Origin of the sequence: Gordonia oryzae (assembly GCF_003797185.1) — a bacterium.
In the GTDB taxonomy this organism is placed as follows: domain Bacteria; phylum Actinomycetota; class Actinomycetes; order Mycobacteriales; family Mycobacteriaceae; genus Gordonia; species Gordonia oryzae.
In genome coordinates this window covers 43365-66547 of record NZ_RKMH01000008.1, presented here as the reverse complement: position 1 = coordinate 66547, position 23183 = coordinate 43365, and the positions used below count along the sequence as shown (strand labels likewise).

At 68.0% G+C, this 23183-nt stretch carries 24 protein-coding genes and 1 riboswitch; of the genes, 12 read left to right on the top strand and 12 right to left on the bottom strand.

All coding sequences use genetic code 11. The features are described 5' to 3' along the window. Window positions 1–3: 3 nt before the first annotated feature. From moaC to EF294_RS11555, 3 genes are read left to right on the top strand one after another with little or no spacing between them, the layout of a single operon-like run. On the top strand, window positions 4–540 hold the full coding sequence (moaC, locus tag EF294_RS11565; protein WP_123929805.1) for a cyclic pyranopterin monophosphate synthase MoaC: 537 nt from the start codon (window positions 4–6) through the stop codon (window positions 538–540). Further along, window positions 537–1016, top strand: coding sequence for a MogA/MoaB family molybdenum cofactor biosynthesis protein (locus EF294_RS11560; RefSeq protein ID WP_123929802.1), 480 nt, complete (start codon window positions 537–539; stop codon window positions 1014–1016). The genes moaC and EF294_RS11560 overlap by 4 nt, the downstream gene beginning before the upstream one ends. A 16-nt stretch (window positions 1017–1032) precedes the next feature. Beyond that, a complete protein-coding gene (locus EF294_RS11555) occupies window positions 1033–1479 on the top strand; it encodes a molybdenum cofactor biosynthesis protein MoaE (protein ID WP_123929799.1) in 447 nt (148 codons plus the stop codon). Window positions 1480–1595: 116 nt separating this feature from the next. Here the strand turns inward: EF294_RS11555 and EF294_RS11550 are convergent, their stop codons facing one another. From EF294_RS11550 to EF294_RS11530, 5 genes are all read right to left on the bottom strand, one after another. Next, entirely contained in the window at window positions 1596–2225 is a 630-nt protein-coding gene (locus tag EF294_RS11550) for a transglycosylase family protein (protein WP_123929796.1), read from the bottom strand. A gap of 7 nt (window positions 2226–2232) precedes the next feature. Next, window positions 2233–2406: riboswitch (cyclic di-AMP (ydaO/yuaA leader) on the bottom strand. A gap of 260 nt (window positions 2407–2666) precedes the next feature. Further along, window positions 2667–2915 carry a MoaD/ThiS family protein gene (locus EF294_RS11545; RefSeq protein WP_123929793.1) on the bottom strand — a complete coding sequence of 83 codons (249 nt, stop codon included), beginning with the start codon at window positions 2913–2915 and terminating at the stop codon, window positions 2667–2669. A 4-nt stretch (window positions 2916–2919) separates the two neighbouring features. Beyond that, complete coding sequence (gene moaA, locus EF294_RS11540; RefSeq protein WP_123929790.1) at window positions 2920–4035, bottom strand: GTP 3',8-cyclase MoaA; 1116 nt, start codon at window positions 4033–4035, stop codon at window positions 2920–2922. Continuing rightward, the gene (locus EF294_RS11535) at window positions 4032–4655 is read right to left on the bottom strand and encodes a flavin reductase family protein (protein ID WP_425459422.1); all 624 of its coding nucleotides are present in this window, start codon (window positions 4653–4655) and stop codon (window positions 4032–4034) included. The genes moaA and EF294_RS11535 overlap by 4 nt, the downstream gene beginning before the upstream one ends. A 4-nt stretch (window positions 4656–4659) precedes the next feature. Beyond that, window positions 4660–4881: a hypothetical protein gene (locus EF294_RS11530; RefSeq protein WP_123930337.1), complete on the bottom strand. Its 222-nt coding sequence runs from the start codon at window positions 4879–4881 to the stop codon at window positions 4660–4662. 284 nt (window positions 4882–5165) lie between these two features. Between EF294_RS11530 and EF294_RS22455 the strand changes: the two genes are divergently transcribed. Next, complete coding sequence (locus EF294_RS22455) at window positions 5166–5579, top strand: cold-shock protein (RefSeq protein ID WP_123930331.1); 414 nt, start codon at window positions 5166–5168, stop codon at window positions 5577–5579. A 90-nt stretch (window positions 5580–5669) separates the two neighbouring features. Here the strand turns inward: EF294_RS22455 and EF294_RS11520 are convergent, their stop codons facing one another. Together EF294_RS11520 and EF294_RS11515 are read right to left on the bottom strand one after the other, a co-directional pair. Next, a complete protein-coding gene (locus EF294_RS11520) occupies window positions 5670–6197 on the bottom strand; it encodes a DUF2771 family protein (RefSeq protein ID WP_123929787.1) in 528 nt (175 codons plus the stop codon). A gap of 3 nt (window positions 6198–6200) precedes the next feature. Then, complete coding sequence (locus tag EF294_RS11515; RefSeq protein WP_123929784.1) at window positions 6201–8195, bottom strand: MFS transporter; 1995 nt, start codon at window positions 8193–8195, stop codon at window positions 6201–6203. Window positions 8196–8314: 119 nt separating this feature from the next. Here EF294_RS11515 and EF294_RS11510 point away from each other — a divergent pair, with 119 nt between their 5' ends. Together EF294_RS11510 and EF294_RS11505 are read left to right on the top strand one after the other, a co-directional pair. After that, on the top strand, window positions 8315–9163 hold the full coding sequence (locus tag EF294_RS11510; protein ID WP_123930328.1) for a DUF3027 domain-containing protein: 849 nt from the start codon (window positions 8315–8317) through the stop codon (window positions 9161–9163). 26 nt (window positions 9164–9189) lie between these two features. Beyond that, a complete protein-coding gene (locus tag EF294_RS11505; RefSeq protein ID WP_123929781.1) occupies window positions 9190–12003 on the top strand; it encodes a sacsin N-terminal ATP-binding-like domain-containing protein in 2814 nt (937 codons plus the stop codon). Window positions 12004–12024: 21 nt separating this feature from the next. Here EF294_RS11505 and EF294_RS11500 read toward each other — a convergent pair whose 3' ends face one another. Further along, on the bottom strand, window positions 12025–12633 hold the full coding sequence (locus EF294_RS11500) for a TetR/AcrR family transcriptional regulator (protein WP_123929778.1): 609 nt from the start codon (window positions 12631–12633) through the stop codon (window positions 12025–12027). 107 nt (window positions 12634–12740) lie between these two features. Between EF294_RS11500 and EF294_RS11495 the strand changes: the two genes are divergently transcribed. The 3 genes from EF294_RS11495 to EF294_RS11485 all read left to right on the top strand — a co-directional run bounded on the left by EF294_RS11495 (window position 12741) and on the right by EF294_RS11485 (window position 17121). Continuing rightward, entirely contained in the window at window positions 12741–13883 is a 1143-nt protein-coding gene (locus EF294_RS11495) for an acyl-CoA dehydrogenase family protein (RefSeq protein ID WP_123929775.1), read from the top strand. 108 nt (window positions 13884–13991) lie between these two features. Next, on the top strand, window positions 13992–14570 hold the full coding sequence (locus EF294_RS11490) for a phosphatase PAP2 family protein (protein ID WP_123929772.1): 579 nt from the start codon (window positions 13992–13994) through the stop codon (window positions 14568–14570). A 46-nt stretch (window positions 14571–14616) separates the two neighbouring features. Then, the gene (locus EF294_RS11485) at window positions 14617–17121 is read left to right on the top strand and encodes an outer membrane protein assembly factor BamB family protein (protein WP_123929769.1); all 2505 of its coding nucleotides are present in this window, start codon (window positions 14617–14619) and stop codon (window positions 17119–17121) included. A gap of 113 nt (window positions 17122–17234) precedes the next feature. On the opposite strand, the gene EF294_RS11480 is transcribed toward EF294_RS11485, so the two are convergent. Then, window positions 17235–17483: a DUF2530 domain-containing protein gene (locus tag EF294_RS11480; protein WP_123929766.1), complete on the bottom strand. Its 249-nt coding sequence runs from the start codon at window positions 17481–17483 to the stop codon at window positions 17235–17237. Window positions 17484–17992: 509 nt separating this feature from the next. Between EF294_RS11480 and EF294_RS11475 the strand changes: the two genes are divergently transcribed. After that, window positions 17993–18433 (top strand): MarR family winged helix-turn-helix transcriptional regulator, encoded by a 441-nt coding sequence (locus tag EF294_RS11475; protein ID WP_123930325.1) that lies wholly within the window; start codon window positions 17993–17995, stop codon window positions 18431–18433. Window positions 18434–18489: 56 nt separating this feature from the next. Here EF294_RS11475 and EF294_RS11470 read toward each other — a convergent pair whose 3' ends face one another. Continuing rightward, window positions 18490–19731, bottom strand: a complete 1242-nt coding sequence (locus EF294_RS11470; RefSeq protein ID WP_123929764.1) for a GNAT family N-acetyltransferase — start codon at window positions 19729–19731, stop codon at window positions 18490–18492. Between the two features lie 167 nt (window positions 19732–19898). Here EF294_RS11470 and EF294_RS11465 point away from each other — a divergent pair, with 167 nt between their 5' ends. Beyond that, entirely contained in the window at window positions 19899–20765 is an 867-nt protein-coding gene (locus tag EF294_RS11465) for a TrmH family RNA methyltransferase (protein WP_123930322.1), read from the top strand. Next, window positions 20762–21148: a DUF2537 domain-containing protein gene (locus tag EF294_RS11460; protein WP_123929761.1), complete on the top strand. Its 387-nt coding sequence runs from the start codon at window positions 20762–20764 to the stop codon at window positions 21146–21148. Before EF294_RS11465 ends, EF294_RS11460 begins: the two co-directional genes overlap by 4 nt. 31 nt (window positions 21149–21179) lie before the next feature. Here the strand turns inward: EF294_RS11460 and EF294_RS11455 are convergent, their stop codons facing one another. Together EF294_RS11455 and sepH are read right to left on the bottom strand one after the other, a co-directional pair. Then, window positions 21180–21965 carry a DUF6928 family protein gene (locus tag EF294_RS11455; protein WP_123929758.1) on the bottom strand — a complete coding sequence of 262 codons (786 nt, stop codon included), beginning with the start codon at window positions 21963–21965 and terminating at the stop codon, window positions 21180–21182. A gap of 9 nt (window positions 21966–21974) precedes the next feature. Beyond that, window positions 21975–23018, bottom strand: coding sequence for a septation protein SepH (gene sepH, locus EF294_RS11450; RefSeq protein WP_123929755.1), 1044 nt, complete (start codon window positions 23016–23018; stop codon window positions 21975–21977). Window positions 23019–23183 lie beyond the last annotated feature (165 nt).

Sequence of the window (23183 nt, the reverse complement as noted above, 5' to 3'; positions counted from 1 at the left end):
CGAGTGAGTGCGGTCCCCGACCCGCAGTCCGCTGCCCGGTTGTCCCACGTCGACGACTCGGGTACGGCCCGCATGGTCGATGTGGGGGGCAAGTCGGTCACACAGCGCCGCGCCGTTGCCGGCGGCACCTTTCGCACCAGCACCACCGTCATCGACCTGCTGACCTCGTCGGCACTGCCGAAGGGGGACGTCCTCGCCACTGCGCGGATCGCCGGGATTATGGCGGCCAAACGCACCGATTCGCTCATTCCCCTCTGCCATCAGTTGGCGCTGTCATCGGTCGACGTCGACTTCACGATCGGCGCAGATCACATTGACGTGACAGCTGCGGTCACCACCGCTGGCCGGACCGGCGTGGAGATGGAAGCACTGACCGCAGTGGCGGTGGCCGGGCTCACGCTGCACGACATGGTCAAGGCAGTCGACCGCCACGCACGCATGGACGGAATCCGGTTGCTTGAGAAGTCCGGCGGACGGTCCGGAGACTGGCGCCGAGAAGACGACGGCGGAACGTGTAGGGACCCCGGATCGCAACCATGAGCACGCAGCGCATCGCACGGATTGTCGTCGCCTCCACCCGGGCCTCCCAGGGTGTCTATCCCGATCGCACCGGCCCGATCATCGCCGAGTGGCTCACCGACCACGGGTTCTCCGTCGACGAGCTCGACGTCGTCGCCGACGGCCCGCCGGTGGGCGATGCGATCCGGGCCGCGATCTACGCCGACGTCGACCTCGTCCTCACCACCGGCGGGACCGGGCTCGCACCGACCGACCGGACTCCCGAACAGACCCGGCCGCTGCTCGACATCGAGATCCCCGGTCTCGCCGACGCAGTGCGCACCGCCGGGCTGCCGCAGGTGCCGGCCGCGGTTCTCTCCCGCGGCACCGCCGGGGTTGCCGGCACCACGCTGGTGGTCAATCTGCCCGGTTCGACCGGCGGTGTGCGCGATGGACTTTCGGTCCTCGCCACCGTCGTCGACCACGCTCTCGATCAGCTCCGCGGCGGCGACCACTGATGCCGGGCTATCGCTGATGAGCGCCGCCACGTCGGTGACGGTGTGCACGGCGGTGAGCGCCGACCCGATCGCATTCGCCGACCACGAGGCCCGCGTCGTCGCGGCAGCCGACGGACATGCCGGCGCGGTTGTCGGGTTCGTCGGCGCGGTCCGCGATCACGACGGCGGGCGCGCGGTGACGAGTCTGTCGTATTCGGCGCATCCGGATGCCCCGCGCGTGCTCACCGAGGTCGTCTCCGAGGTCTGTGCGGCCGCCGACGGTGTGCGGGCGGTCGCGGTCTCCCATCGGGTCGGTGACCTGTCGGTCGGTGACGTCGCTTTCGTCGTTGCTGTGGCCGCCGACCACCGTGCCGAGGCGTTCGCGTTGTGTGCGCGACTCGTCGATGAGGTCAAGGCGCGTATACCGGTATGGAAACACCAGTTCTTCGGCGACGGAACCGACGAGTGGGTCGGGTCGGCCTGATCGCGGGCGCTACTTGATACCGGCGACCACCGAGACCACCTCCAACAATGGGAAAAGGACCCCGCACGGCGTCGAGCAACGTGCGGGGCCCTTCGTCAGGGCTGAACCGTTCGGGTTCAGGGGAGCGGGATGAGTCCCTTGTTCTCGTTGAACAGGCGCAGCTGATCCGGGGTGAGCTGGTAGCCGCTGTCCTTGGCGGCCTTGAGTAGGTTCTGCACCTCGGGGCTGACGCCGGCCTGGCTGACCTGATCGATCGCCTGGTCGGTGCTGGTGGCGTTCGGGGTGTTCGCGAGACCTTTGGCGCGTGCCTGCGGTGTCTGCGGTGCCTGGGGTGCTTCCTGCCGTGGGGTGGAGGTGGGGGCGGTGCGTGGGGTGGGGCCGGACAGCCCGGCTCCACAGACCGGCCACGCGCCCTTGCCCTGGGTGGCCAGGACACGCTCCGCGACAGTGATTTGCTGCTCTTTGGTGGCCTGATCGGCGCTCGGCGCGAACTGGGTGCCGCCGTTGGCGGCCCACGTGCTTGGGCTGAACTGGAGTCCGCCCTGGTAGCCGTTGCCGGTGTTGATGGCCCAGTTGCCGCCGGACTCGCACTGTGCAACCTGGTCCCATTCGGAATCGGTGGCGGCATGTGCCGAGCCGGTGCCGAGCAGAGCCGCGCCGCCGCCGAGAACGGCCCCGGTCAGTGCGATCTTCGCGAAGGTCTTGGTCGCGGTGGTGGTCGACGGCTTGCGGTGACGTGCGGACATAAGTCGAATTACCTCTCTCCACGCGCCTGCGAGGTCAGCTGTCGGGTTCGAGCGAGAGGTGCTCGGTCACGATCGCCGTGCGGCGACCGGACTTAACCCCAAGGACGTCTGTCGACGTCCGTTCTTCCTTGCGGAAAGGGTGGGTCCCCCGTCCTCGTTCCAAGATGTGTTCTCGTCATTCCACCGGAGGAACGAGGCTCGGCGCGACCGGTGGCAATCGTGATGTGTAGTTACTGTGCTGTGACCTTCTGTGAAGGACGCTTCGTACAGTACGGCGTCTGAGAGCGGGAATCACCCCGTCCTGACAACCCTTTTTGGGCGTGGCGGTGGGTCTTTGGGCCCTGTATTGGCGTCCGTGCAGTTCACGGGCGTGACGTCTGGTTCGTGTCCATCTCGTTATCGACTCGTTATGTGAGGAAAGTCACAAGAGATTCGCGTGTGTCAACCTCCGGCGAACGGGGGGAGAACGTCGATCGTGCGCGTCGGACCGAGGCGCCGCGCGCGGTCGCACAGCGCGATCTCATCGCGCAGATACGAGCAGCGCTCCAACACCCGTGCCAACTCCGGATTATCGCCTGCCAGAATGTGTTCGAGCTCACCGAGCGTGAGGTCTTCGTCGATCTCGTACACGGCGGATTCGGTCTTCGCGGCCGCGGATGCGGCGGCGAAGTACCGGACCGTCACACGCATCCGCTCAGCCCCCGATCGCCGACATCGGACGGTCCGGCTGCCGGAATCCCGCGGTGCCGACCGCGTGCCCGGCGCGCTTGGCCCAGGTGTTCTCCCGCCACACTTGCGCGATCCGACGATCGACTTCGAGCTCGCCGTCACGACGGCCCCGCAGCACGGGCATCAGCGAGGTCTCGGCGTCGGCGAACAGGCAGTTGCGCAGAGCTCCGTCCGCGGTCAGCCGGGTCCGGTCGCAGTCACCGCAGAAAGGACGTGTCACTGATGCGATGACGCCGATGCGCGCAGGTGCTCCGCGGGCGTCGGCATGGCCGTCGACGAGGAAGGTCTCCGCAGGCGCACCTCCGCGCGGCACGGTGTCGGGGAGCAATCGGAGATGCGCCGACAGCACGTCGAGGATCTCCGTCGCCGTGACCATCCGCGACCGATCCCATCGATGTCCGGCGTCGAGGGGCATCTGCTCGATGATTCGCAGCTGATATCCGGCGTCCAGGCAGAACCGGGCGAGGTCGACCAGTCCGGCCAGGTCCCGACGATCGGGGACGACCGCGTTCACCTTTATCGGATACAACCCCGCGCGACGGGCGGCATCGAGGCCCGCGAGGACGTCGGGCAGCCGGTCACGTCGGGTGATCTCGGCGAATCGGGAGGGATCGACGGTGTCCAGTGAGACATTGATGCGCGTCAGCCCGGCCTCGACGAGACCGGCGGCACGGCGCGTCAGCCCGAGGCCGTTGGTCGTCATCGCGATCTCCGGACCCTGCGGCAGCGAGGCGACGGCAGCGATGATGTCCTCGAGGTCGCGGCGCAGCAGCGGCTCGCCGCCGGTGAACCGGATGGTGCGGATGCCGAGGTCGGCGACCGCGATGCGCAGCACCCGGATGAACTCGGCGGTGGTCATCACCGACTCGCTCGGCAACCAGTCGAGGCCCTCGGCGGGCATGCAGTAGGCGCAGCGCAGAGTGCAGCGGTCGGTCACCGACACCCGCAGATCGGTCGCCACCCGTCCGAAGGTGTCGCGCAGCGGCCCGGACGTGGGCGCGGTCGACGCCTCCGAATGAGGTTCGTCGGCGGCGCGCGGCAGCACCGTTGGGAGCGGCAGACCGAGGTCGACGACGGTCATCGCCGTGCGGGATCGTCGTTGGGAATCCGTGCCTGGAGGGCACGGAAGGTGCTGGCGTGGAACACGAGTGGCTCGACAGTCGGATCGGCGTCGAGGCGCTGGATGCGCAGCAGCACCAGCAGGTGATCGCCGGCGAGGATCTCACTCTCGATCGTGCACGACAGGTGAGCGGCCGCGCCCGGGATGAATAGGGCTCCGTCGTCGGAACCGAGAGGCTCGATGTCGTCGAACCGTCGTAGTGCCGGACCGGCGAGCTGACGGCACAGCTGTGCCTGGTCGTGGGCGAATACGCTGACACCGACGGTGCCGGCGTCGCGCAGCCGTGGCCACGTTGTCGAGGTGTTCTGCACGCACACGCTCACCAGCGGTGGATCCAGCGATACCGAAGTGAAGGCACTCGCGGCCATTCCGACCAGTTCCGGGCCGGTCGAATCGCTGGGGCCGGTCGAATCGTTGCCGTCGGAGGGCGGGCGGGGCTCAGGCGCGCCACGATGACAGCAGACCGCGACCACACCGGACGGGAAACAGCTGTACGCCCGCTTCAGCGCGTCCTCGTCCGATGCCGGCGCGAGATCGGCGTGGGTGGCGATCACCGAGGGTCGATCCACAGAAGCCGACACCCGATCACCGGGTCCCACGGCCCGACCGCAACGCGTAGATGACGCCCATCAAGAAGCCCAGCGGGGCGCACATCGTCAACAGATACACCGCGGTCGGAGCGGTCTCGCCGTGATCGGCCACCGGGGTGAGGAACAACGCAACGATCGCGAGCAGCCCGATCACAAAGACCACGCCCGCCAGGGGCAGCAGCCGCGACGTGGACGACTCGCCGGCTCCCGGAGTCAGCGAGCGACGATCGCCGTGTGCCTTCAACCCGTACGCTTGCCTCCCGGCGCCGGCGCCGGCGACACGCTTGCTCTCCATGGCTTCCACGGTAGAGCACCCGGGGTGATGATGACGGTGTCGTGACCGGTCAGCGCGCGGCTCACGCTGCCTCGAGAATTCGTTTTGCCCATTGGCTAGACTGGCTTCACCAGGCGCCTTGCTCATTGTCGTGGGCCAGGGCGCCCTTGTCATGTGGTGGATCGACCGCATGCAACGACAACGACGTTCGAGTGAAGGTGAGCACAGTGCCGAGCGGCAAGGTGAAGTGGTACGACGCCGAGAAGGGCTTCGGTTTTCTCGCACAAGACGGTGGCGAAGACGTGTACGTGCGTTCGTCGGCGTTGCCCGACGGCGTCGAGGCGCTCAAGCCCGGCCAGCGGGTGGAGTTCGGGATGGCTGCGGGGCGTCGGGGCCCGCAGGCATTGACCGTCACCGTGCTCGAACCCGCACCCAGCGTCACCAAGAACACCCGTGAAGCCGCGCGTAAAGAGGTCAAGCGGCACAGCCCCGACGAACTCCACGGCATGGTCGCCGATCTCATCACCCTTCTCGAGGGCAAGGTGCAGCCGGATCTGCGCAAGGGTCGCTACCCGGATCGCAAAACCGCACAACGCATTTCCGAGGTCGTGCGTGCCGTCGCCCGCGAGCTCGACAGCTAGGGTGTGTCTCCCGATTCTTCTGCGAGGGATTGGCGCAATCGTGCCGCCAAGACCCGCAAAGGGAATTGGGAGACACACCCTAGCTCACCCTCACGTGGGCGGCGCGGTGTCGGCAGCGATGAGACCGCGCGCGATGTCGGTCGACCCGTCCGGGTTGGTCGCCACCGCCGATGCCGCGGTGATCGTCACGCCCAGCAGTACGCGGTCGGGGCGCGATCGCAGGGCGACCGTGTAGGTGGTGTTCGACGGCTGCGGTGATTCTTCTTCCACCAGGCCCTGCGGGGTCCAGTAGAGGGTCGTGAGATTCCACGGAGACTTGGCGACGGTCTTCGAGACCGACAGCAGCGCCGTTGAGTTCAGCGGGATCGGCACCCGCGGCGTCGTGCGCTGAGGCTGATCCCGTGGCGGGGTGCACTCACGTACGAATACGTCACACCACCGGGCCGGCTGCACCGTATGGAGCTCGCCGCCGACGGCGAGCTGGATGTACGCATCGTCCTTGTGCTCGCCGGTATTGCCGGCCACCAGGATGCCGACGCCTGCCGCGACGACCACCACGAACACGACGGCCACTGCGGCGATGATCGCGATCGCCTTCTTCTCACCGGGGTTGACCACGCTCTAGTGATATCCCATCCGCTTGGTGGGCTGAGCACCCGGTCCGGAAGCGTCGCGGGACGACGGACCCTGCGCCGGGCCTGCCGGTCGGTGCGGTCGGGTGGGTGCCGACGCCGGATCCGCCGGGCGGCCGACCGGATGGCCGTTCGGACGATCCGGCCGGACCGCAGCATGCCGCTGCGTCGGATGGCTGTAGGCCGGCGTCCCGAGATCGGCGAACGACATGGTCGGCTCCGCATGCTCGGGACGCTCACCACCGAGGCCGGGAACCAGGGAGCGTCCGCGATCGGTCAGCACCGTCTGCGCGAGTCCCAGCCCCAGCAAGACCGAGACGACGGTGAACCCCACCCACAGCGTCGTCGGCAACAGCACACCGAGAGCGGCACCGAGGACCCAGCACAACTGCAGGACCGTCTCCGACCGGCCGAACGCCGATGCCCGCGACTGCTCGGGTAAATCGTCCTGGATCGACGAATCGAGGCACACCTTGCCGATCGCGCTGGTGCCAGAGGCGACCAGCGCGGTCGCCGTCGCCAGCACGATGTTGCCGAATATCGCCGCGAGTACGGCCATCACGAAGCATGCGGCCGTCGAATACAACACGATCTTGGACGGGTTACGCAGTTGCAGACGTGTGCCGACCCCGTTGCCGATGGCGTTGCCCACGCCCGCCGCGGCGCCCACCGCGCCAATGGTCGCGAGCTGCTTCCAATCCGAGTGCACGCCCTGCTGGGACTTGGCATAGAAGGCGATGTAGAGCGTGAGGAAGCCGGTGAGGATGCGGATGGTGCCGTTACCCCACAGCGCAGCGACCACCTTGCGTCCGAGGGGCTGACGCATCTTCGCGGCCAGCGCTTTGGCCCCGCCGCGCATGCCCGCCCGTCCCGGTGCCGCGGCTGCGGCGTGCGGGGCGTGATAGGTCAACGTCGCCGGGATCTCTCCCTCGGTGACCTCGACCCAGGACGGGATACGCATGCACAGGTATGCGCCGTATGCGGCGATGACCGCAAGCCAGAGCATCGCGCCGGGCAGGTGCCACGGCAGCGCCTTGGCCAGCAATACCTCGAAGAGCCCGGCCACCGCGCCACCGATGATCGTGCCGCCGACCAGGCCGAACATCGTCAGCCGGGAGTTCACCCGCGGCAGGTCGATCGTCGGGGGGACCACCCGCGGGGTGACCGCCGACTTGAGCACACCGAACGACTTGGACAGCACCAGCAGACCCAGCGCGCAGGGATAGAGCACCCACGGGTCGTAGTTGAGCTGATCGGCAACCGGATCCCAGCTGACGTTGGTCATGATCAGCAGTGCGAGCACCACACGGGCGCCAAAGGTGGCGGCCATCGCGATCCGACGGCCTTGCTGCAGTCTGTCGAGCAACGGCCCGATCAACGGTGCGATCAGTGCGAACGGTGCGATGGTGAGCGCGAGATACAGCGCTACCGATACCTTGGACTGTCCGGTGGCAGCCGAGAAGAACAATGTGTTGGCCAACGCGACCGCCATCGCCGCGTCAACGGCGAAGTTCACGATCACCGGCAAGGTCAGCGCGGTCAGACCCGACTGGTCGGCGCCGTCGGCGGTGGCTGCCTGGTGGATCTTGCCGAGCCCCTTCGCGGTCAGTTGCCTGCTGCGCATCGCCGCCACCCGCGCGACCGTGATCTTCTTCGGCGCCTCTGGCGCCGGATCGGTCGGCAGGGCCTGTGTCCGATGGCCGCCCGGTCCCGTCTCGTCATGGGGATCGGTCGGCGTGTCGTCGAGGGGGGGCAGATGCGGATTGTGGGTCCGCGGCGGCAGGTACGCCTCGCCGCGGTTCCCGCCCGGGGGATTGCCGTGCGACGGGATCCGCGTCGGGGCGGCACGGCGGCGTGCGCCATCGGCCGGATAGTTCGCGGCCCCGGGGTGGTCGACGGGGTTGCGTCGGGTACGCGCGGCACCCGCGGGGCCCGAGGTCCCCGCGGGCGCGGCGGCGCTGTCCTTCGGCTTCCGTCCGATCACGCGTCAATTGTTCCTCATCGGCCGACCGGGCCGCCGTATGTGTCGTTCGGAAGTGTCGCGCGCAGCCGCTGCGACCCGCGGTCTCCGGGTGAGGCACACTGGAGGGCGTGACTGAAGTAATGGACGGCCAGCGGTTGCTCGACGCCGTCGAGGTCGCCCGTGCCGCGCTCGTCGAAGACGGGCATGAGCCGGGTGCCCATCGTCAGGCGATCGCGGAGGGCGCGTGGGCCGCAGCACACTACTTCGACGCCGATCTCACCGGATACCGCGGCTGGCAGTGGTGTGTGGTGGTCGCCGGCGCGCCCGGGACCGACGTGGTCACAGTCAGTGAGGTGGTCCTCCTGCCGGGCGAAGGTTCGCTCCTCACGCCCGAATGGGTGCCGTGGAGTGAGCGCGTCGCGCCGGGCGATCTGACGGCAGGTGACATGCTAGCCGCCGACTCCAACGATCCGCGGCTCGTTCCCAACCATGTCGACACCACGAGCGCCCTGCTCCGCGAGACTGTGGTGCCGGAGGTCGCCGACGACTATCCGGCCCGTGGTGTCGAGGCATCGGCACCCGACCCGGAGGACCTGGCCGAGGTTGCCGGGGTACTCGGGCTCGGACGTCGGCGATTGCTCAGCCGGGAGGGCCGCGACGCGGCTGCGCAGCGCTGGTACGACGGCGAGCACGGTCCCGGCGCAGAGATGGCAGTTGCGTCGCCTTTTCCGTGCTGCACCTGCGGTTTTTACATTCCGCTGTCGGGTGCGTTGCGGGTGGCTTTCGGCGCGTGTGCCAACGAGTATTCCGCCGATGGCCGGGTGGTCTCGGCCGAATACGGATGCGGGGCGCACTCCGACGTCGTCGCCCCGAGCGGTGAGGGATCACCGGCGTACGACGCCTTCGACGATGGCGTTCTCGAGATCGTTGCGGTCGGCGCTGGTGCAGGTGCTGCGGGCGCTGACGGCGAGCCGAACGCTCGGGCTTGACGCCCGGAGTTGCCCGATCCGTCCCGGTGCACACGGACCCCTTCGGTACCGCCGACCTCGCCACGTCAACACTGTCGGCGTGGCGGAACTCGCCGACGCGTCTGGCCGAAGATGTTGCCGCCGAGGATGATCTGGCGAGTGTCGGCTACCGCGACCGCCTCTTCGTCGAACTGGTCACCAACGCGGCCGACGCGGCCCGGCTCGGAGGGGTCGAGGGAGAGGTCGCGATCTGGTCGGATGTCGACGATCTCCACGTTGCCAATACCGGTGCGCCGCTGACCGAAGCGGGAGTCCGGTCGCTGCTGGCACTACGTGTCTCGGCCAAACGGCCCGATGGCACCGGTGGCGTCATCGGCCGGTTCGGGGTGGGATTCAGTGCCACCGCCGCCGTCGCGCACACCATCGAGATCCGCTCGACGACCGGGACGATCCGTTTCGATCGTGCACGTGCCGCTGCCGCGGTTGCCGAGGCGGGAATTGTTGACGCAGCACGGGTTCCGCTCCTGCGGCTGGCCTGGCCGGGTAAGGGGGTTCCGCGCGCGGGTTTCGCGACCGAGATCGTCCTCGGCCTGGTCGAGGGACTCGACCCGCAAGCGATCCTCGACGCAGCTGCCGCGCAGGCCCCCGATCTGCTTCTGGCGCTGACCGCGCTGCGGTTGATCACCGTGGAGGACAACGCTTTCGAGATCGACCGGACCGACCTGGTCAATGACGAACTGTCCTCCGGTTCCCGAGTTCGTCGGCTCACGGTGACCGTGACGGGCCGGGACGATCGGCGGAGTCGGGACTTCGCCGAAATCGAGCACGGGCCGTCACGATGGTTGCGCGCCGACGATGGTCGGCCGGTCAGTGCCGGGGCGGACGCGTCGGCGGCCGATGTGCTCTGGGCGCCGACACCGACGGACATCGAACTGTCGTTGCCGTGTCGGCTCATCGCCCGTCTCCCGCTCACCCAGGATCGTCGCCACGTGCACCCCGATGCCGACATCGCCGCGGCCGCAGCGGGTTACGTGGACGTGTTGCGTCTTGCCGAGCCCGGCGACGGCGTGGCACTCGTTCCTCGCGCGCATCGCGCGCGTAACGGCGACGATGCCCGGTTGATCGACGCGGTGCTCGGTGAACTGCGTCGTACTGCTTGGCTACCCGGCATCGCAGGGGTGCCGCTGGTGCCTGAGGGTGCGTCGGTGCTGATTGGGCTCGATCCCGATCTCGCGGAGGTGCTCGGCGAGCTGTTCACCGATCTCGTCCATCCAGATCTGTCTCTCGCACATCAACTTCCGGTGCTCGAATCGCTCGGCGTGTCCCGCATCGGCTTGGCGTTGTTGGCGGAGCGGCTAACCGGTGTGGATCGCGACCCTGCGTGGTGGGGGCGGTTGTACGCGGCGCTCGCACCGCTGGTGTCGACAACCCTCGACGCCGAAGAACTTGCCGCGCTGCCCATCCCGCGTTCGGATGGTCGGATGAACATCGGTGCGCGTGGATTGTTCACCGCGCACGCCGTGCAGACGCCCCTGCGCTGGATTCGTACCGTTGCGGCCGAGGCTGACCATCCCCTCCTGGAACGACTGGGCGTGCAGCGGCTTTCGATCACCGATGCACTCGCCGATCCGGCATTGCGCGTGCTCGTCGAGGAGGCGGCCGACCTTGTCGAGGACGGTGCGGGTGAGGAGGTTGACGCCACTGGTCTGGCCGAGGAAGTTCTCGCGCTGCTCGGAGCTGGCACCGATACCGATGTGCCCGGATGGCTGTCGCGGCTTCCGTTACCCGCCGACGATGGAGACTTGCGTAGTGCCGACGAGATGCTGCTCGCCGATTCGCCGTTGGCCGCGGTGCTCGTCGAGGACCATCCCTTCGGTCTGCTCGACACCGACGTCGCCGAGCGGCACAGTGTGCAGGTGCTTCGTCGGCTCGGAGTGGGATGGTCGTTCGCGGTGATCGGCGATGAGCTGCCGACCGGGCCCGATCACGATCTTCCCGACGAGGAGCAGTGGTGGGAGACCTTGCCGGATCCGCCGGAACGTCTGTGCGCCATCCGTGATCTCGACCTCGTCGACCCCGCTCGGTGGGAGCGTGCCCTGACGTTGATCGTCGAGGATGAGCAAGCGGCACGAGCGCTCGACGATCGCGAGGGGTACACGGCCTGGTGGTTACGCCACTTCGCCGAGGTCGACGGAGCACTGCTTGGTGAATACCGCGCGCCGTCGGACCACTCGCTCGTCGGTGTGCTCGATCCGCTCGAGCATCCGCACGCGGACGCGCTGGCCCCAGCGGTCGCGGCATTGCCACCCGAATCCGCCACGCAGGCATCGTTGTTGCTGGCCAGGCTGGGCGATCGGGCAAGATCGATCTCGCCCGGTGTCGCCCGCGGGATCTACTCCGCGGTGGCTGAGGTCTGCCGGTCGGGCAGGATCGACTGGTCGGAGATCGATGCACCCGACGGCGTGCGGGTCGCCTCCGGTGCCACCGTCCTCACCGATGACCATCGCGTGCCGGTCGTTGTCGATGACCGGTGGTGGGCGCAGGCCGTCGATCCCGGGGTCCTCGTGATCGGTCCCGACAGCCCCGAGGGTGCAGCGCTTTTGGCAGATGTCCTGGACCTCCCGACGGTATCGGAGGAGCTCACCGCCGAACCGGTCGGTGCGGGGGAGTATGCGACGGCCGACGACACCGCAGCGGTGTTGTTCACTGCCGAAACCGGAAGGCCGGTTCACGGCGAGGTGCGTGTGTATGACGACTTGCGGATGGCAGTGTCGCGCAAGGGTAGTGGCGAGTCGAGTGAGGTTCGGGTGCGGTGGTGGGTCGACAACCGGGGTGGTACGCATCTGTCCCGCCGTCGTTGATGGCCGCCTCGTTGCCGACCGTCAGCGTTGTTGGGCGTCGATACCAGTGGTGAGGATCGCGGCGAGCTGTCGATAGGCGGCGGCGTCGTCGAGGCCCGTGGTCGCCAACACCTCTCGTCGCTGGATGCGGCTCATCATCGTCGCGGCGACGTCGGCAGCGAACGCGGCATTGACATCTCGGAACTCGCCGTCGTGAACTCCGGCGTCGATCAGCTCCCGCACCCGGCGGGCGGCTGCGGCGGTGTTCTGTTCGTAGAGGTCGCGGGTCGGGCTGAAGGCATGCAGGTCGGTCATGAACACCTCGGAGGCAGGCGAGAGTTCCTCGCCGACGGCGATGAGGTAATCGATGACCGCGTCGCGTGCCGACGTCGCCGCCACGACCCGCGCCTCGACGTGCTCGGTGGCGACCCGGAAGAAATGCGTCACGGTCGTGGTGACCAGTTGCTCCTTGCTGTCGGCGAGGGTGTAGATCGTCGTCTTGGAGCAGTGCAATCTGCCGGCGAGGTCGGCGACGGACAGATGTGCGAAACCCTCGGCGAGGAGCAGGGCGAGGAGGTCGTCGAACAGCGCGGCGCGTCTCCGGGTACCGAAGTCGGTGACGCCCGCGCTCGCATTCACCCCGCGGGTCATGATCGCTCCTCACTGCTGGGCTGCCGGACCGCGATGGCCTTCCGGCGTCGAGAATAGTACTGTGAAGAGTACCTGAGTACTGTCTATGGCCCGGAAAGGCTCGCCACATGGCTGTTGATCGTCTGCTCCCCAATGATGAGGCGCGCGACCTGATCGCCCTGACCCGCGACATCGCCGACAAGCGTCTGGCACCGATCGCCGACGCGCACGAGAAGGCCGAAACGTATCCCGACGGGCTCTTCGCTGAGCTCGGCGAGGCAGGACTCCTCGGTCTGCCGTATCCGGTGGAGTGGGATGGCGGTGGCCAACCGTACGAGGTCTACCTCCAGGTGCTCGAGGAACTCGCGGCACGGTGGGCGGCAGTGGCAGTGGCGACCAGTGTGCACGGGCTGGCGTGTCACCCGCTCTTCACCTTCGGCACCGACGAGCAGAAGCAGCGTTGGCTCCCGGATTTGTTGAACGGCAAACTCATCGGCGCCTACAGTTTGTCCGAGCCACAGGCCGGCTCGGATGCGGCGGCACTGAACTGCCGAGCCAAAGCCGCCGCCGACGGCTATCACCTGACCGGAACGAAAGCATGGATCACCCACGGCGGCATCGCCGACGTCTACAACGTGTTCGCGCGCACCGGTGAGGGGTCGAAGGGGATCTCCTGCTTCCTCGTTGCGCGAGACACCGACGGTCTCACCTTCGGAAAGCCTGAGGAGAAGATGGGGCTGCACGCCGTGCCGACCACTGCCGCCACGTACGACGACGCTGTCGTCGACACGGACCGCCTGATCGGCGCCGAGGGTCAGGGGTTGCCGATTGCCTTCTCCGCCCTGGATTCCGGACGATTGGGAATCGCCGCCTGTGCCACCGGATTGGCGCAGTCGGCGTTGGACGCTGCGGTCGAGTACGCACAAGAACGGACCACCTTCGGCCGCAAGATCATCGACCACCAGGGTTTGGGCTTCGTCCTCGCCGACATGGCCGCCGCCGTCGACTCGGCACGCGCGACCTATCTCGACGCCGCTCGCCGACGGGATGCCGGACAACCGTATTCGCGTGCGGCCGCGACCGCCAAGCTCATCGCGACCGACGCCGCGATGAAGGTCACGACCGACGCGGTGCAGGTCCTCGGTGGCAACGGGTACACCCGTGACTTCCGAGTGGAGCGCTACATGCGTGAAGCCAAGATCACCCAGATCTTCGAGGGCACCAACCAGATTCAGCGGCTCGTGATCAGCCGCGCACTCGCTGCGGGCTGACCGCCCGTTTCCTTCTCGGCGGCATCCGGGCCAGTATGGGTCCGAATCCGAATCCGCCTCAGTCGATCACCCGGCGCAACCGCGACAGCCGATCAGTAGGGTGTCGTCATGACGGTCACGCTTGCCTTCGACCGGCTTCGGATCGACGACGACGTCACCAACTGGATGATTGCGGGGCGGGCGCAGCCGTGGATCGGGCTGGCGCACGTCGTCACCTTCTTCGGGAACTCCCTGACGATGACGATCATCTGCACGGTGGTCGTTGTCTGGCTGATGATTCGGCGCCACGTGGACGAGGCGGTGCTGCTGGCCGTCGGGTCATTGGTGGGCGCGGCGGTCATGGTGGCGTTCAAACACCTTGTGGCGCGCACTCGTCCGCCGGTCACCGACCGGCTGTTGCACGTCGGGAGTTACTCGTTTCCGAGTGGACACGCGATGATGTCGATGGTCGTCTACTGTCTGCTCGCCGTCGTCGCCTACCGGCTCAGCGCGTGGGTCCGCGACCATCGGTGGGTATTGCTCGCCGCGCCTGCACTGTCGTTCGCGATCGGAGTGACCCGGGTGTATCTCGGCGTGCACTGGACCACGGACGTGCTCGCCGGATGGGCGTGCGGCGCCTTGTGGGTACTGCTGTGTGTAAGGGCGTCGATGTGGGTCGCGGTGCACAGAAATGGTCCGATCGGATGACAGTCGGAGCTGCAACGTCGAGGTCCGACTCCGATTAACTGACATGATGTCCGACTCGGATGAACTCGCCGGTGACAACGCCTCGGACGCGACGGAGTTCATCGCGCGTCCCGCGCCACCCACGACCCGTGGCCCTCAGCCTCCGGTGCCACCTCCACCTCCGCCGGCCACCGGGCCGCAGGCGGCGTATCAGCCGACCATGGCGCGACCGATGCCGCCGGCGGGTGCCGGATACTTCGGTCCGCCGTCGGGGATGCCGTCGGGGATGCCGCCCGGATATCCGAGCGGCGGATTCTCGGCCCGGCCTCCCGGCCCGACGCCACCTCGCCGCCGCCGTGCGCTGCCGTGGGTTCTGACTGCCGTCGCGCTGGTCTGCGTCGCCGGGCTGGTCGCCGGCGGACTCGTCTGGTGGACCAGCCGCCGCGACGACTCGCCCCGCCCCGCCCCGCTCGACGGGCAACTCACCAGGACCTTTCCGACAGTTCCGACAGCCACCTGGCAGGTCGGTGCCTCGCAACTCGGTGGCGAGCAGTTCGTCTCGCCCGATCCCAACAAGGCCCAGTACCTCTCGCTCGGCGCGGTCCACGACGAGCACACGTTGGTGACCTTCGTCAGCAGCCAGTCCTCGTCCGGCCGCACGCTGGCCGGCGTCGACACCGAGACCGGTAAGCACTGGACTTCATCGCGAACCGTTCAGGGCTGCTCGGACACGATCGTCAACGGCCGGATCGCTTGCTATGACGAGTCGACCATCACCTTCTTCGACACCTCGACCGGCTCCGTCGTCGCCACCGCCGACAACCCCTCGCCCCGGGCCTACGAGATCGCACTCAACACCGACGGCGCGTACCTCCGATCGTTCACCGACGATGGGCTGTCCATCATGAAGGTGGACAACAGGGCGCACGCGGTGTGGACCAAGTCCTACCCGCTCACCGACGGCGGTCCCGGCGGGGATGCGTCCAGCTTCACCGCCACGTCGTCGCTGGTGGCCAGCGGTCAGACCTCGGTGCTCGTCGTCTCGGCCGGAGACGGCCGTGAACTTCTCAACCGTGCCGGATACGCCACCACCGAGCCGCTGGCCGATGGTTCGATCGCCGTCGTCTCGGCCTCGGGTTCGGCGGGAGCGTTCACCCCGGGTCCGGTCGTCGTCGTACGACCCGACGGCACCACCGTCGAGATCCCTGGCTCCTCGGTGTCGGTGCCCACGGTGGCCTCGCCGACTCAGCGGGGCCACCTTCTCGTCGACGGCAAGTGGACCTCGGTGGCCGACAAGTCCAGCACGTGGACGACCACGGTGGGCGGACCCGACTCGCCGTACGGTTCTACCGCCGCTGTTTTCGCCGACGATCACGAGGTGGTCATCGCTCAGGGTGGAAATCTCACCGCCGCCGACACCGCGACCGGTCAGACCCGCTGGACGCAACCGGCCGCACCGTCCTATGCGTCAACGGGTTTCCCGGTCACCGACGGACAGCGGTTGATCGCTGCCGACGCCACGGGTGGGATCACGGCGCTGTCATTGGCCGACGGCAGCAACGCCTGGTCGCTGCCCGTGTCCACCGTGGGCGGCGCCTCGTCGGACTCGTCGCCGGCCGCGCAGACCTTCGCCGTCGGATCGACTCTGGTGACCTTGACGGGTACGACGATCACCGGCTTCGCACCCACCGGCGGCCCGGCGGGCCCGCCGGGTATCGCGCCGGCCCAGACGCGGACAGCCGCCGAAGGCACCGTCACCCATTGTGCGACGCCGCCGACGTTCACGCCGCAGCAGTTCCGCACGACCCCGGCCGGGCTGGTCGCGACGATGAAGGTCGTGGCCACGTGTGCCGATGGAGATGTGATGTCGGGCAACGGAACCCGCATCTCCATCGCGGACTCGGGATCGCTTGTTGCCTCCGGGCGTTTCGACTTCTCCCGGGCGCCCGCCGCGATCCCGCCGAGCGATGTCGGTGAGGGCATCACCATGGAATTGACCTACCCGCCCGGCTCCTTCTATCGGACACCGGACACCCTCGGCCAGGCCAACGGTACGGTCGCGGGCACGTTCACCGTCGACTGCGACCCTGGCCCCCAAACCACCACCTCGTTGCCGAAACCGGAAGGCGGTTCGGCCGCGCCACCCCAGGTCTCCACGGGTCCGGCGCTGCCGCCGGGTGTCGACCTCGGTTCGACCACCGGTGATGCGCTACGTAGACAAGCGAATTCGGATCGTGCCTTCATCCTGTCCACTCTCAACAACCGGTGGGTGGCGCAGCTGAGCTCCAAACGGCCCGGCCTGTTCGCCGACGGCAAGACCTGGGACAACCAGGCCATTCTCGACGAATTCCTGGCACTGCGATTGCGGTTCAACGATGTTCGGTTGCTCTACTCAGACGAATGGAGCGTCTTCACTCAGCCGGGCTGGTGGGTGACGGTGGCCGCGGCGACCTTCCCCGGACCGGACCAGGCCAACGCATGGTGTGCGGCACAGGGATTCGACGGCGAACACTGCTTCGCCAAGCTCGTGTCGACCACAGCGCCGCCGGACGGGTCCACGCGCTACCGTTGAGTGCGGCGGGTCGTCGTGGTGGGTAGTTGACGGTCGGCGGCAGCGTTGGCCTCGGTGGCTGATCCGGGTGCTCGACTGACCGAAGCCACGAGTCCGTCGAGTCGGTCGGTCAGTCAGTCGAGTCCCCGCTGCGCGGTCTTCTCGCCGCGCCGCGATGCCCTGCGCTGGATCAGGAATACCACCGTCCCCAGCACCCCTACACCGAGGCCGGTGAGGCAGACCGCGAGCGTTCGCCCCCCGCCCCATCCGGACACGCCGACGACGATCGTGGCGATCAGCCACGCCAGCATCCCGACGATGATCACCGGCTCTGGCGCACGCAGGGCACGGGGGAGTTCGGGTACGGGCGCTGCGTCGGACATGGTTTCAGGGTAGCTTTCCGCTGCGTCCACCGATCCCTCGCACGAGCCCCCCGACACCGACTCCCGCCAGGTCGACCGAATCGGGCGCCCAATCGACGCAGAATTGCGCCCGGTTGGCGGGCGCGCTCGACCGGCTTTTCACGATCTCCCAGCGCGGGTCGACGCTGGGTCGGGAGTGCCGCGGCGGCCTGGTCACCTTTATCACGGTGGCCTCTTGCCTCGCGCTCAACCCGATCATCATCGGCGGCATCTCCGGCGATCCGCACAACGCCGACGACTGCGGGGGAGGGGATGAGGAGGAGGGGAAGAGTGTCTTCGAGTCCTCTTTCGTTCGTCCCCGTGAAATTTCCTGCGGAGGAAGGGAGTACTTGGAGGAGCATCGGGGGAGCGCCACTCGGCCTCCGCGACGCGACTCGCGCACGCGCCGCAGGAGGAAACCTGTGGTTCAGAGGAGCGACATTCCCGCTACGGTGCTGCGGAATTCCGCAGAAGAACATAATATTTGCGCCGTGGAGCTTGTTGTTGAGAGTGACGAACGGCTGGCCGGGTCGCTGTCGCTCGCGGTCGTCCGCATGGCCCGGCGGCTGCGACTGCGTCGCGACAACGAACTCGTGTCGCTGACACAGCTCTCGGCGCTGAACACTCTCTATCACGAGGGCTCGATGTCGCCGGGTGCGCTTGCCGCGGCCGAACGCGTCAAACCGCCGTCGATGACGCGGGTCATCGCCTCGCTCACCGACCTCGGCATGATCAAGCGCGAGGCGCACCCCACCGACGGTCGGCAGGCCATCGTGACCTTGACGCCCGCCGGGGAGCGGGTTATCGCCAACGAGGTGGCGGCCCGCAAGGCGTGGCTCAACGACCGGCTCGAAGAACTCTCCGACGAGGAACGCGCGACGCTGAGCGCGGCCGTGCCGATCCTCGAACGGATCATCTTCGCCGACAGTTGACCTCCGAGCCGACCAGTGTCGGCACGGATGGTCGGGTCGCAGGGCGCAAGGTCGGGTCAGAAGAAGGTGCCGGCGAACGGTGCCCGGGTCGTCGCGAACGCCCGGTCCAGTGCGTCGAGCGTGGCCGACGAATCGGTCCACAGTCGTCCCGCTGCGGCGAACTCGCGCGCGGAGATCCCGCCGAGGTAGAGGCTGGAGAGCACCGCGATGTCCAGTCTCACGGTCGGTTGTGCCTCGCTGGGCACCACGACGGCAGCACCGTTGCCGACGGTGAGGGCAAAGGTTCCGCCGCGCCCGGCGAATCGATCGCCCACGTCGAGGACGACATCGAGATCGGCGTTGTATCGGCGTGCGCCCAGAGCGGCGGGCACGTTGAGGATGCGTAACCACATCTTGTCGACCAGACCGGTCACCTCGACCGAACGCAGGTTCAGCAGCTTGCGGGGAAGGGGGTCATCGACCGGGATGGACGCGTGCAGGGTCGGGATGAGGTCGAGGGAGATCAATACCCGCCACAGGTCGGTGTGGGCGTCCTCGGTGACCGCCACGACCTCCTCGACCTCGGCGTGTACCTCGCCGTCGGCGACGCCCTTGAACACCCGGTAGCTCGCGTATCCGTCGTCGTGCAGCAGGTAGTGCAACCCGCTCGCCGCTGGTGGGCGTTCGGAGTTGCGGTCGGCCAGGATCGGCGCCCACCACTCCTCGGTGCGGACGAGGGCGCCCGGTCGGGTTGCGGTCCACCGGTGATGGATGTCGGCGACGGTGGCCGCCACCTCGTCGGGGTTGGCGAAGCGCACCGTCGCGTGAGACGGGTGCTCGGCCCGCATCAGAGCCGATGACCCGATACGGATCGAATGCGCGAAGCACGCCGGCCCGAAGCCGAAGCGCTCGTAAATGGTGCCCTCCGATGCGGTGAGGATCGCAAAGGTCTGCCCTTCCTCGATCCACTGGCCGGTCAACTCGGTGAGCATCCGTCGTAGGATGCCGCGGCGGCGATGAGTCGCGGCCACCGACACCCACGACAGTCCGGCCGCATCGGCGACGCCTCCGCCGGGCAGGGTCATCGACATCCGGTAGAACATCGACACCCCGACCAACGGCACCGACGACACATCGGTATCCCGGACGACGATGACATCGGAATCGGAGACCTTGGCGCGCAGGTCATCTCGCTCGTCGTCGGGAATCGGGTTGCGCATCGCGAAAGCCCGGGCGTCGGCTGCGATGATGTCGTCCCAGTCGTCGTCGGTGGCGCGGTTCAGGCTCAGATTGTCGATCGTCGCATCGGCACTGTTCACGACTCCACGTTGTCATACCAGCCTGGTCACTCGGCCCGTCGGGCTCGGATCGGCGAATGACCCCGGTAGCCGCTTTGGCAGACTGACTGGTTGTGTCCGACGCGTTTTTCCCCTCTGTGCCCCCGAGTCCGGTGAACTCGAGCCCGGTTGCGGCCAGCCGATTACCGGTGCGGGTCATCGACATCGACGATCCCGCCGACGAGCGGGTCGACGACTTTCGCGATCTCAACTCGGTCGACCGGCGTCCGGATTTGCCTGCCTTGCCCGGAGGCCGGCGTGGCCGTGGTCTGGTCATCGCCGAGGGCGTCCTGGTTGCCCAACGGATGATCGCCTCCCGCTTTACCCCGCACGCCTTCCTCGGGGTGTCGCGGCGACTCGACGAACTCGCCGACGACGTGCGGGTGGTCGGGTCAGACGACTCCGGGCCAGACGACCCCGGGCCGGCGGTCCCGTTCTATCGGGCCACCGCCGAGGTGATGGCCGAGATCGTCGGGTTCCATCTCAATCGCGGGGTGCTGGGGGTGGCCCGACGGCCGCCGGTGCTGCAGGTCGATGAGGTGCTCGCCGGCGCACGGACGGTGGCGATCCTCGAGGGGGTCAACGATCACGAGAACATCGGGTCGATCTTCCGCAACGCCGCGGGGCTCGGGGTCGACGCCGTCCTATTCGGGTCGGGTTGTGCCGATCCGCTCTATCGGCGCAGTGTGCGGGTGTCGATGGGGCACGCCCTGTTGGTGCCGTCCGCGCAGTTCGACCAATGGCCCGCGGGGCTCGAGGACGTGCACCGGTACGGTTTCACCACGGTATCGCTGACCCCGGACCCGCAGGCCGCGGTCCTGGCCGAGTCGGTGGACGCCGAGCGCGTCGCCTTCCTCGTCGGCGCCGAGGGACCCGGACTGGCCAGGGCCACCATGCGTGCCACCCATGTGCAGGCCCGGATCCCGATGAGTCGGGGCACCGACTCGCTCAATGTCGCCACCGCGGCGGCGATCGCCTTCTATGAGCGCGTCCGGTCGGGCACGATGGTGAAATGAGCGACTCGGGCGAGCGCACCGCCGACCGCACACCCGCGTGGACGATGTACATCCCCGAGCCGCAGCGGGTGATCGCGGGATCGGCTGATGGTGCCGACCTCGAGTCATGGCGCCGCCACGAGCCGACGCCGTGGACACTCGGGCTGCTCGTCAGTGCGGCGGCGGTGGCCTTCTGCTCGCTGGTGACCGTCGGGGTCTACAGCTTGGCGGAGTCGCTCGCGCACGGCGTCGGTCTCGTCGCCATCGTCGTGCTGGCCCCGACGAGTGCGTGGACGTTGTGGGACTTCAGGTTTCGCCCGGTGTGGCGGTGGATCGTGTGGGGTGCACTCACCGGGCTGCTCGCCGGGGTCGGTTCGGGTATCGCCCTGTTCGCCATGTCGTAGGACAGCGAAAATCGTTGCGGTGAAAGAAGTGTCAGGAGCCGCCGAAGCCGAAGTACCGGGCCAGCCGGCCGCGGCCGCGTTTCGGTTCGCCGCCGGTGAGTTCGTCGGGCGTCGGCGGTGGTGTCACCCGCGCACGGGACGCGGCGTGGTAGCGCTCGGTGTCCTCGCTTGTCGGTTGGTAGTCCGCCGGATGAATGGCGAACGCGGTCACCGGGATTCGGGCCGGGTCGGAGTCGGTCGGCGCGAGGGGATGGGTGAAGCGGAAGCCGAGCCAGGCCCGGTTGGATTCCTCGGCGAGTTGCTGCGGGTGAAACGGCAGGGCCAGTGGATCGGGGGCCACCCCGTCGGCGTAGCGCAGCGGATGTTCGCCACCCCAGAATGGTCCCTCGAAGCTGAAGGGGACGCCCTCGTCCTCGAAGTAGTCCACCGGTGTCGCCGAGAACGATCGGCGCAACTCCCCGTTCTCCCACCGGGCGAAGGCGCCGGTACCGGTGGCCGGATCGGTGTAGAGCACCGCGGCCGCTGCGCTGCGCTGAATTGACGCGATTGTCCGCGTGAGTGTGCTGGGCCGCTCGGTGGCGAATAGCGAACACGACAACACACGCAGCGGCCCGTAGAAGCCGGCGTAGATGTGTGAGTCCGTCGCGTCCATCGCCGACGCGAGGTCCGTGTCGACCATCGGTAGCAGGACGCTGTTGCCGTAGATCGCCGACGCCAGGCGTCCGGCAGCGGTCACGTCATTGGTGACTCCATCACGAATCACTCGCGCAGGATCATCGGTATCGATGAACCAGAGTGTGACTGCGCGCGCCGACATCGTCCCCCCTCAGCTGTTCGGATTGCTACGGACACCCAGTAGGACGTCCTCCCAGGCGGGTACTGCTGGTTTGCGTGACTTGCGCCGACTCTGCGCGGTGACCGGGGTCGGCGTGGGCGTTGGGTTGTCGGGGGTGTGGTCCAGGTCATCGGTGCTGCCGGTGCTGCCGGCGTCCTCAACCGGCGCGACGTCGTCGGGGGTCTCCGAGGGTTCGGTGCCGACCACGACCTCGTCACGATGACGGTCGTGCGGTTCGGTGCCGTGCGGGTCTGCGGAGTTGAAATCGAGCGCGTAGGTGCCGTGCTCGTCAAAGGGGGCATGCGCGGGATCGTGGCGGCTGCGTTGGGCACCGATGATCGAATCGGCGTCGAGGGTGACCTGCTCGCGGCCTGCATCGTCGACGTCGACGACGGGCGCGGGAACCGGAGCGATGACCGGGGTTGCGACAGGCGTCAGGCGTCGGCGCGGCTCGATCAGCTCCGGGTGGGTCAGTTCCTCGGCGAGGTCGTCGAGCGGGTCGGCGGTTCCGCCGTGCGCGCCGGGGTGATACCGCCAGTGCGCACGATGCTCGGTGTGGCCGATCCGCCAGACGATCTGCACCGCCCAGTAACCGTCCTCGCCCTTCCAGGCGTCCCACGCCGCCTCCGACGGATTCTGGCCGAACGCAACGAGTCCTTCGGTGACGACGTCGCCGAGGGTGAGTTCCGAGGGTCCGTCGTGACGCAGGGGATGAGCCAACGCGGCGAGTTCGGCCGCCCGGCTGCGTTCGAGCAGAACCGGGTGGGCGAATCGTTCGATCTTGTCGGTGCTGACTCCGGCAATGGCGGCGACCTCGGCGACCGTGGCTCCAGCCCGGATGCGGGACTGGATCTCGCGCGGTCGAAGTGAGCTGGTCATCTCGATGTCGATCTGTCCGAGGCGGGACAGGTCGCCGCGGGCTGCGGCGCGGAGGCGTTCGTCGGCGGCAACGGTGAACTTCTCGCCCGACTCGACGTCTTGGCAGATGACTCGGGAGCCGTCGGCGTCGACGCCGACCACTCGAAGTTCGCGCATCTGCTCCTCCTCCGGTTGACCACGAGTGCGGGCATTGTGGCCAGGTTAGACCACCGAACGTCGCGGATCGGGCCGGACACGCGGGCCGGAGTCGCCCGGTGGCACGGCGGAAACGCGCAGTTCAGCCCGACAGTGGCGGACGTGACCCATGCGTTGGATGGGACG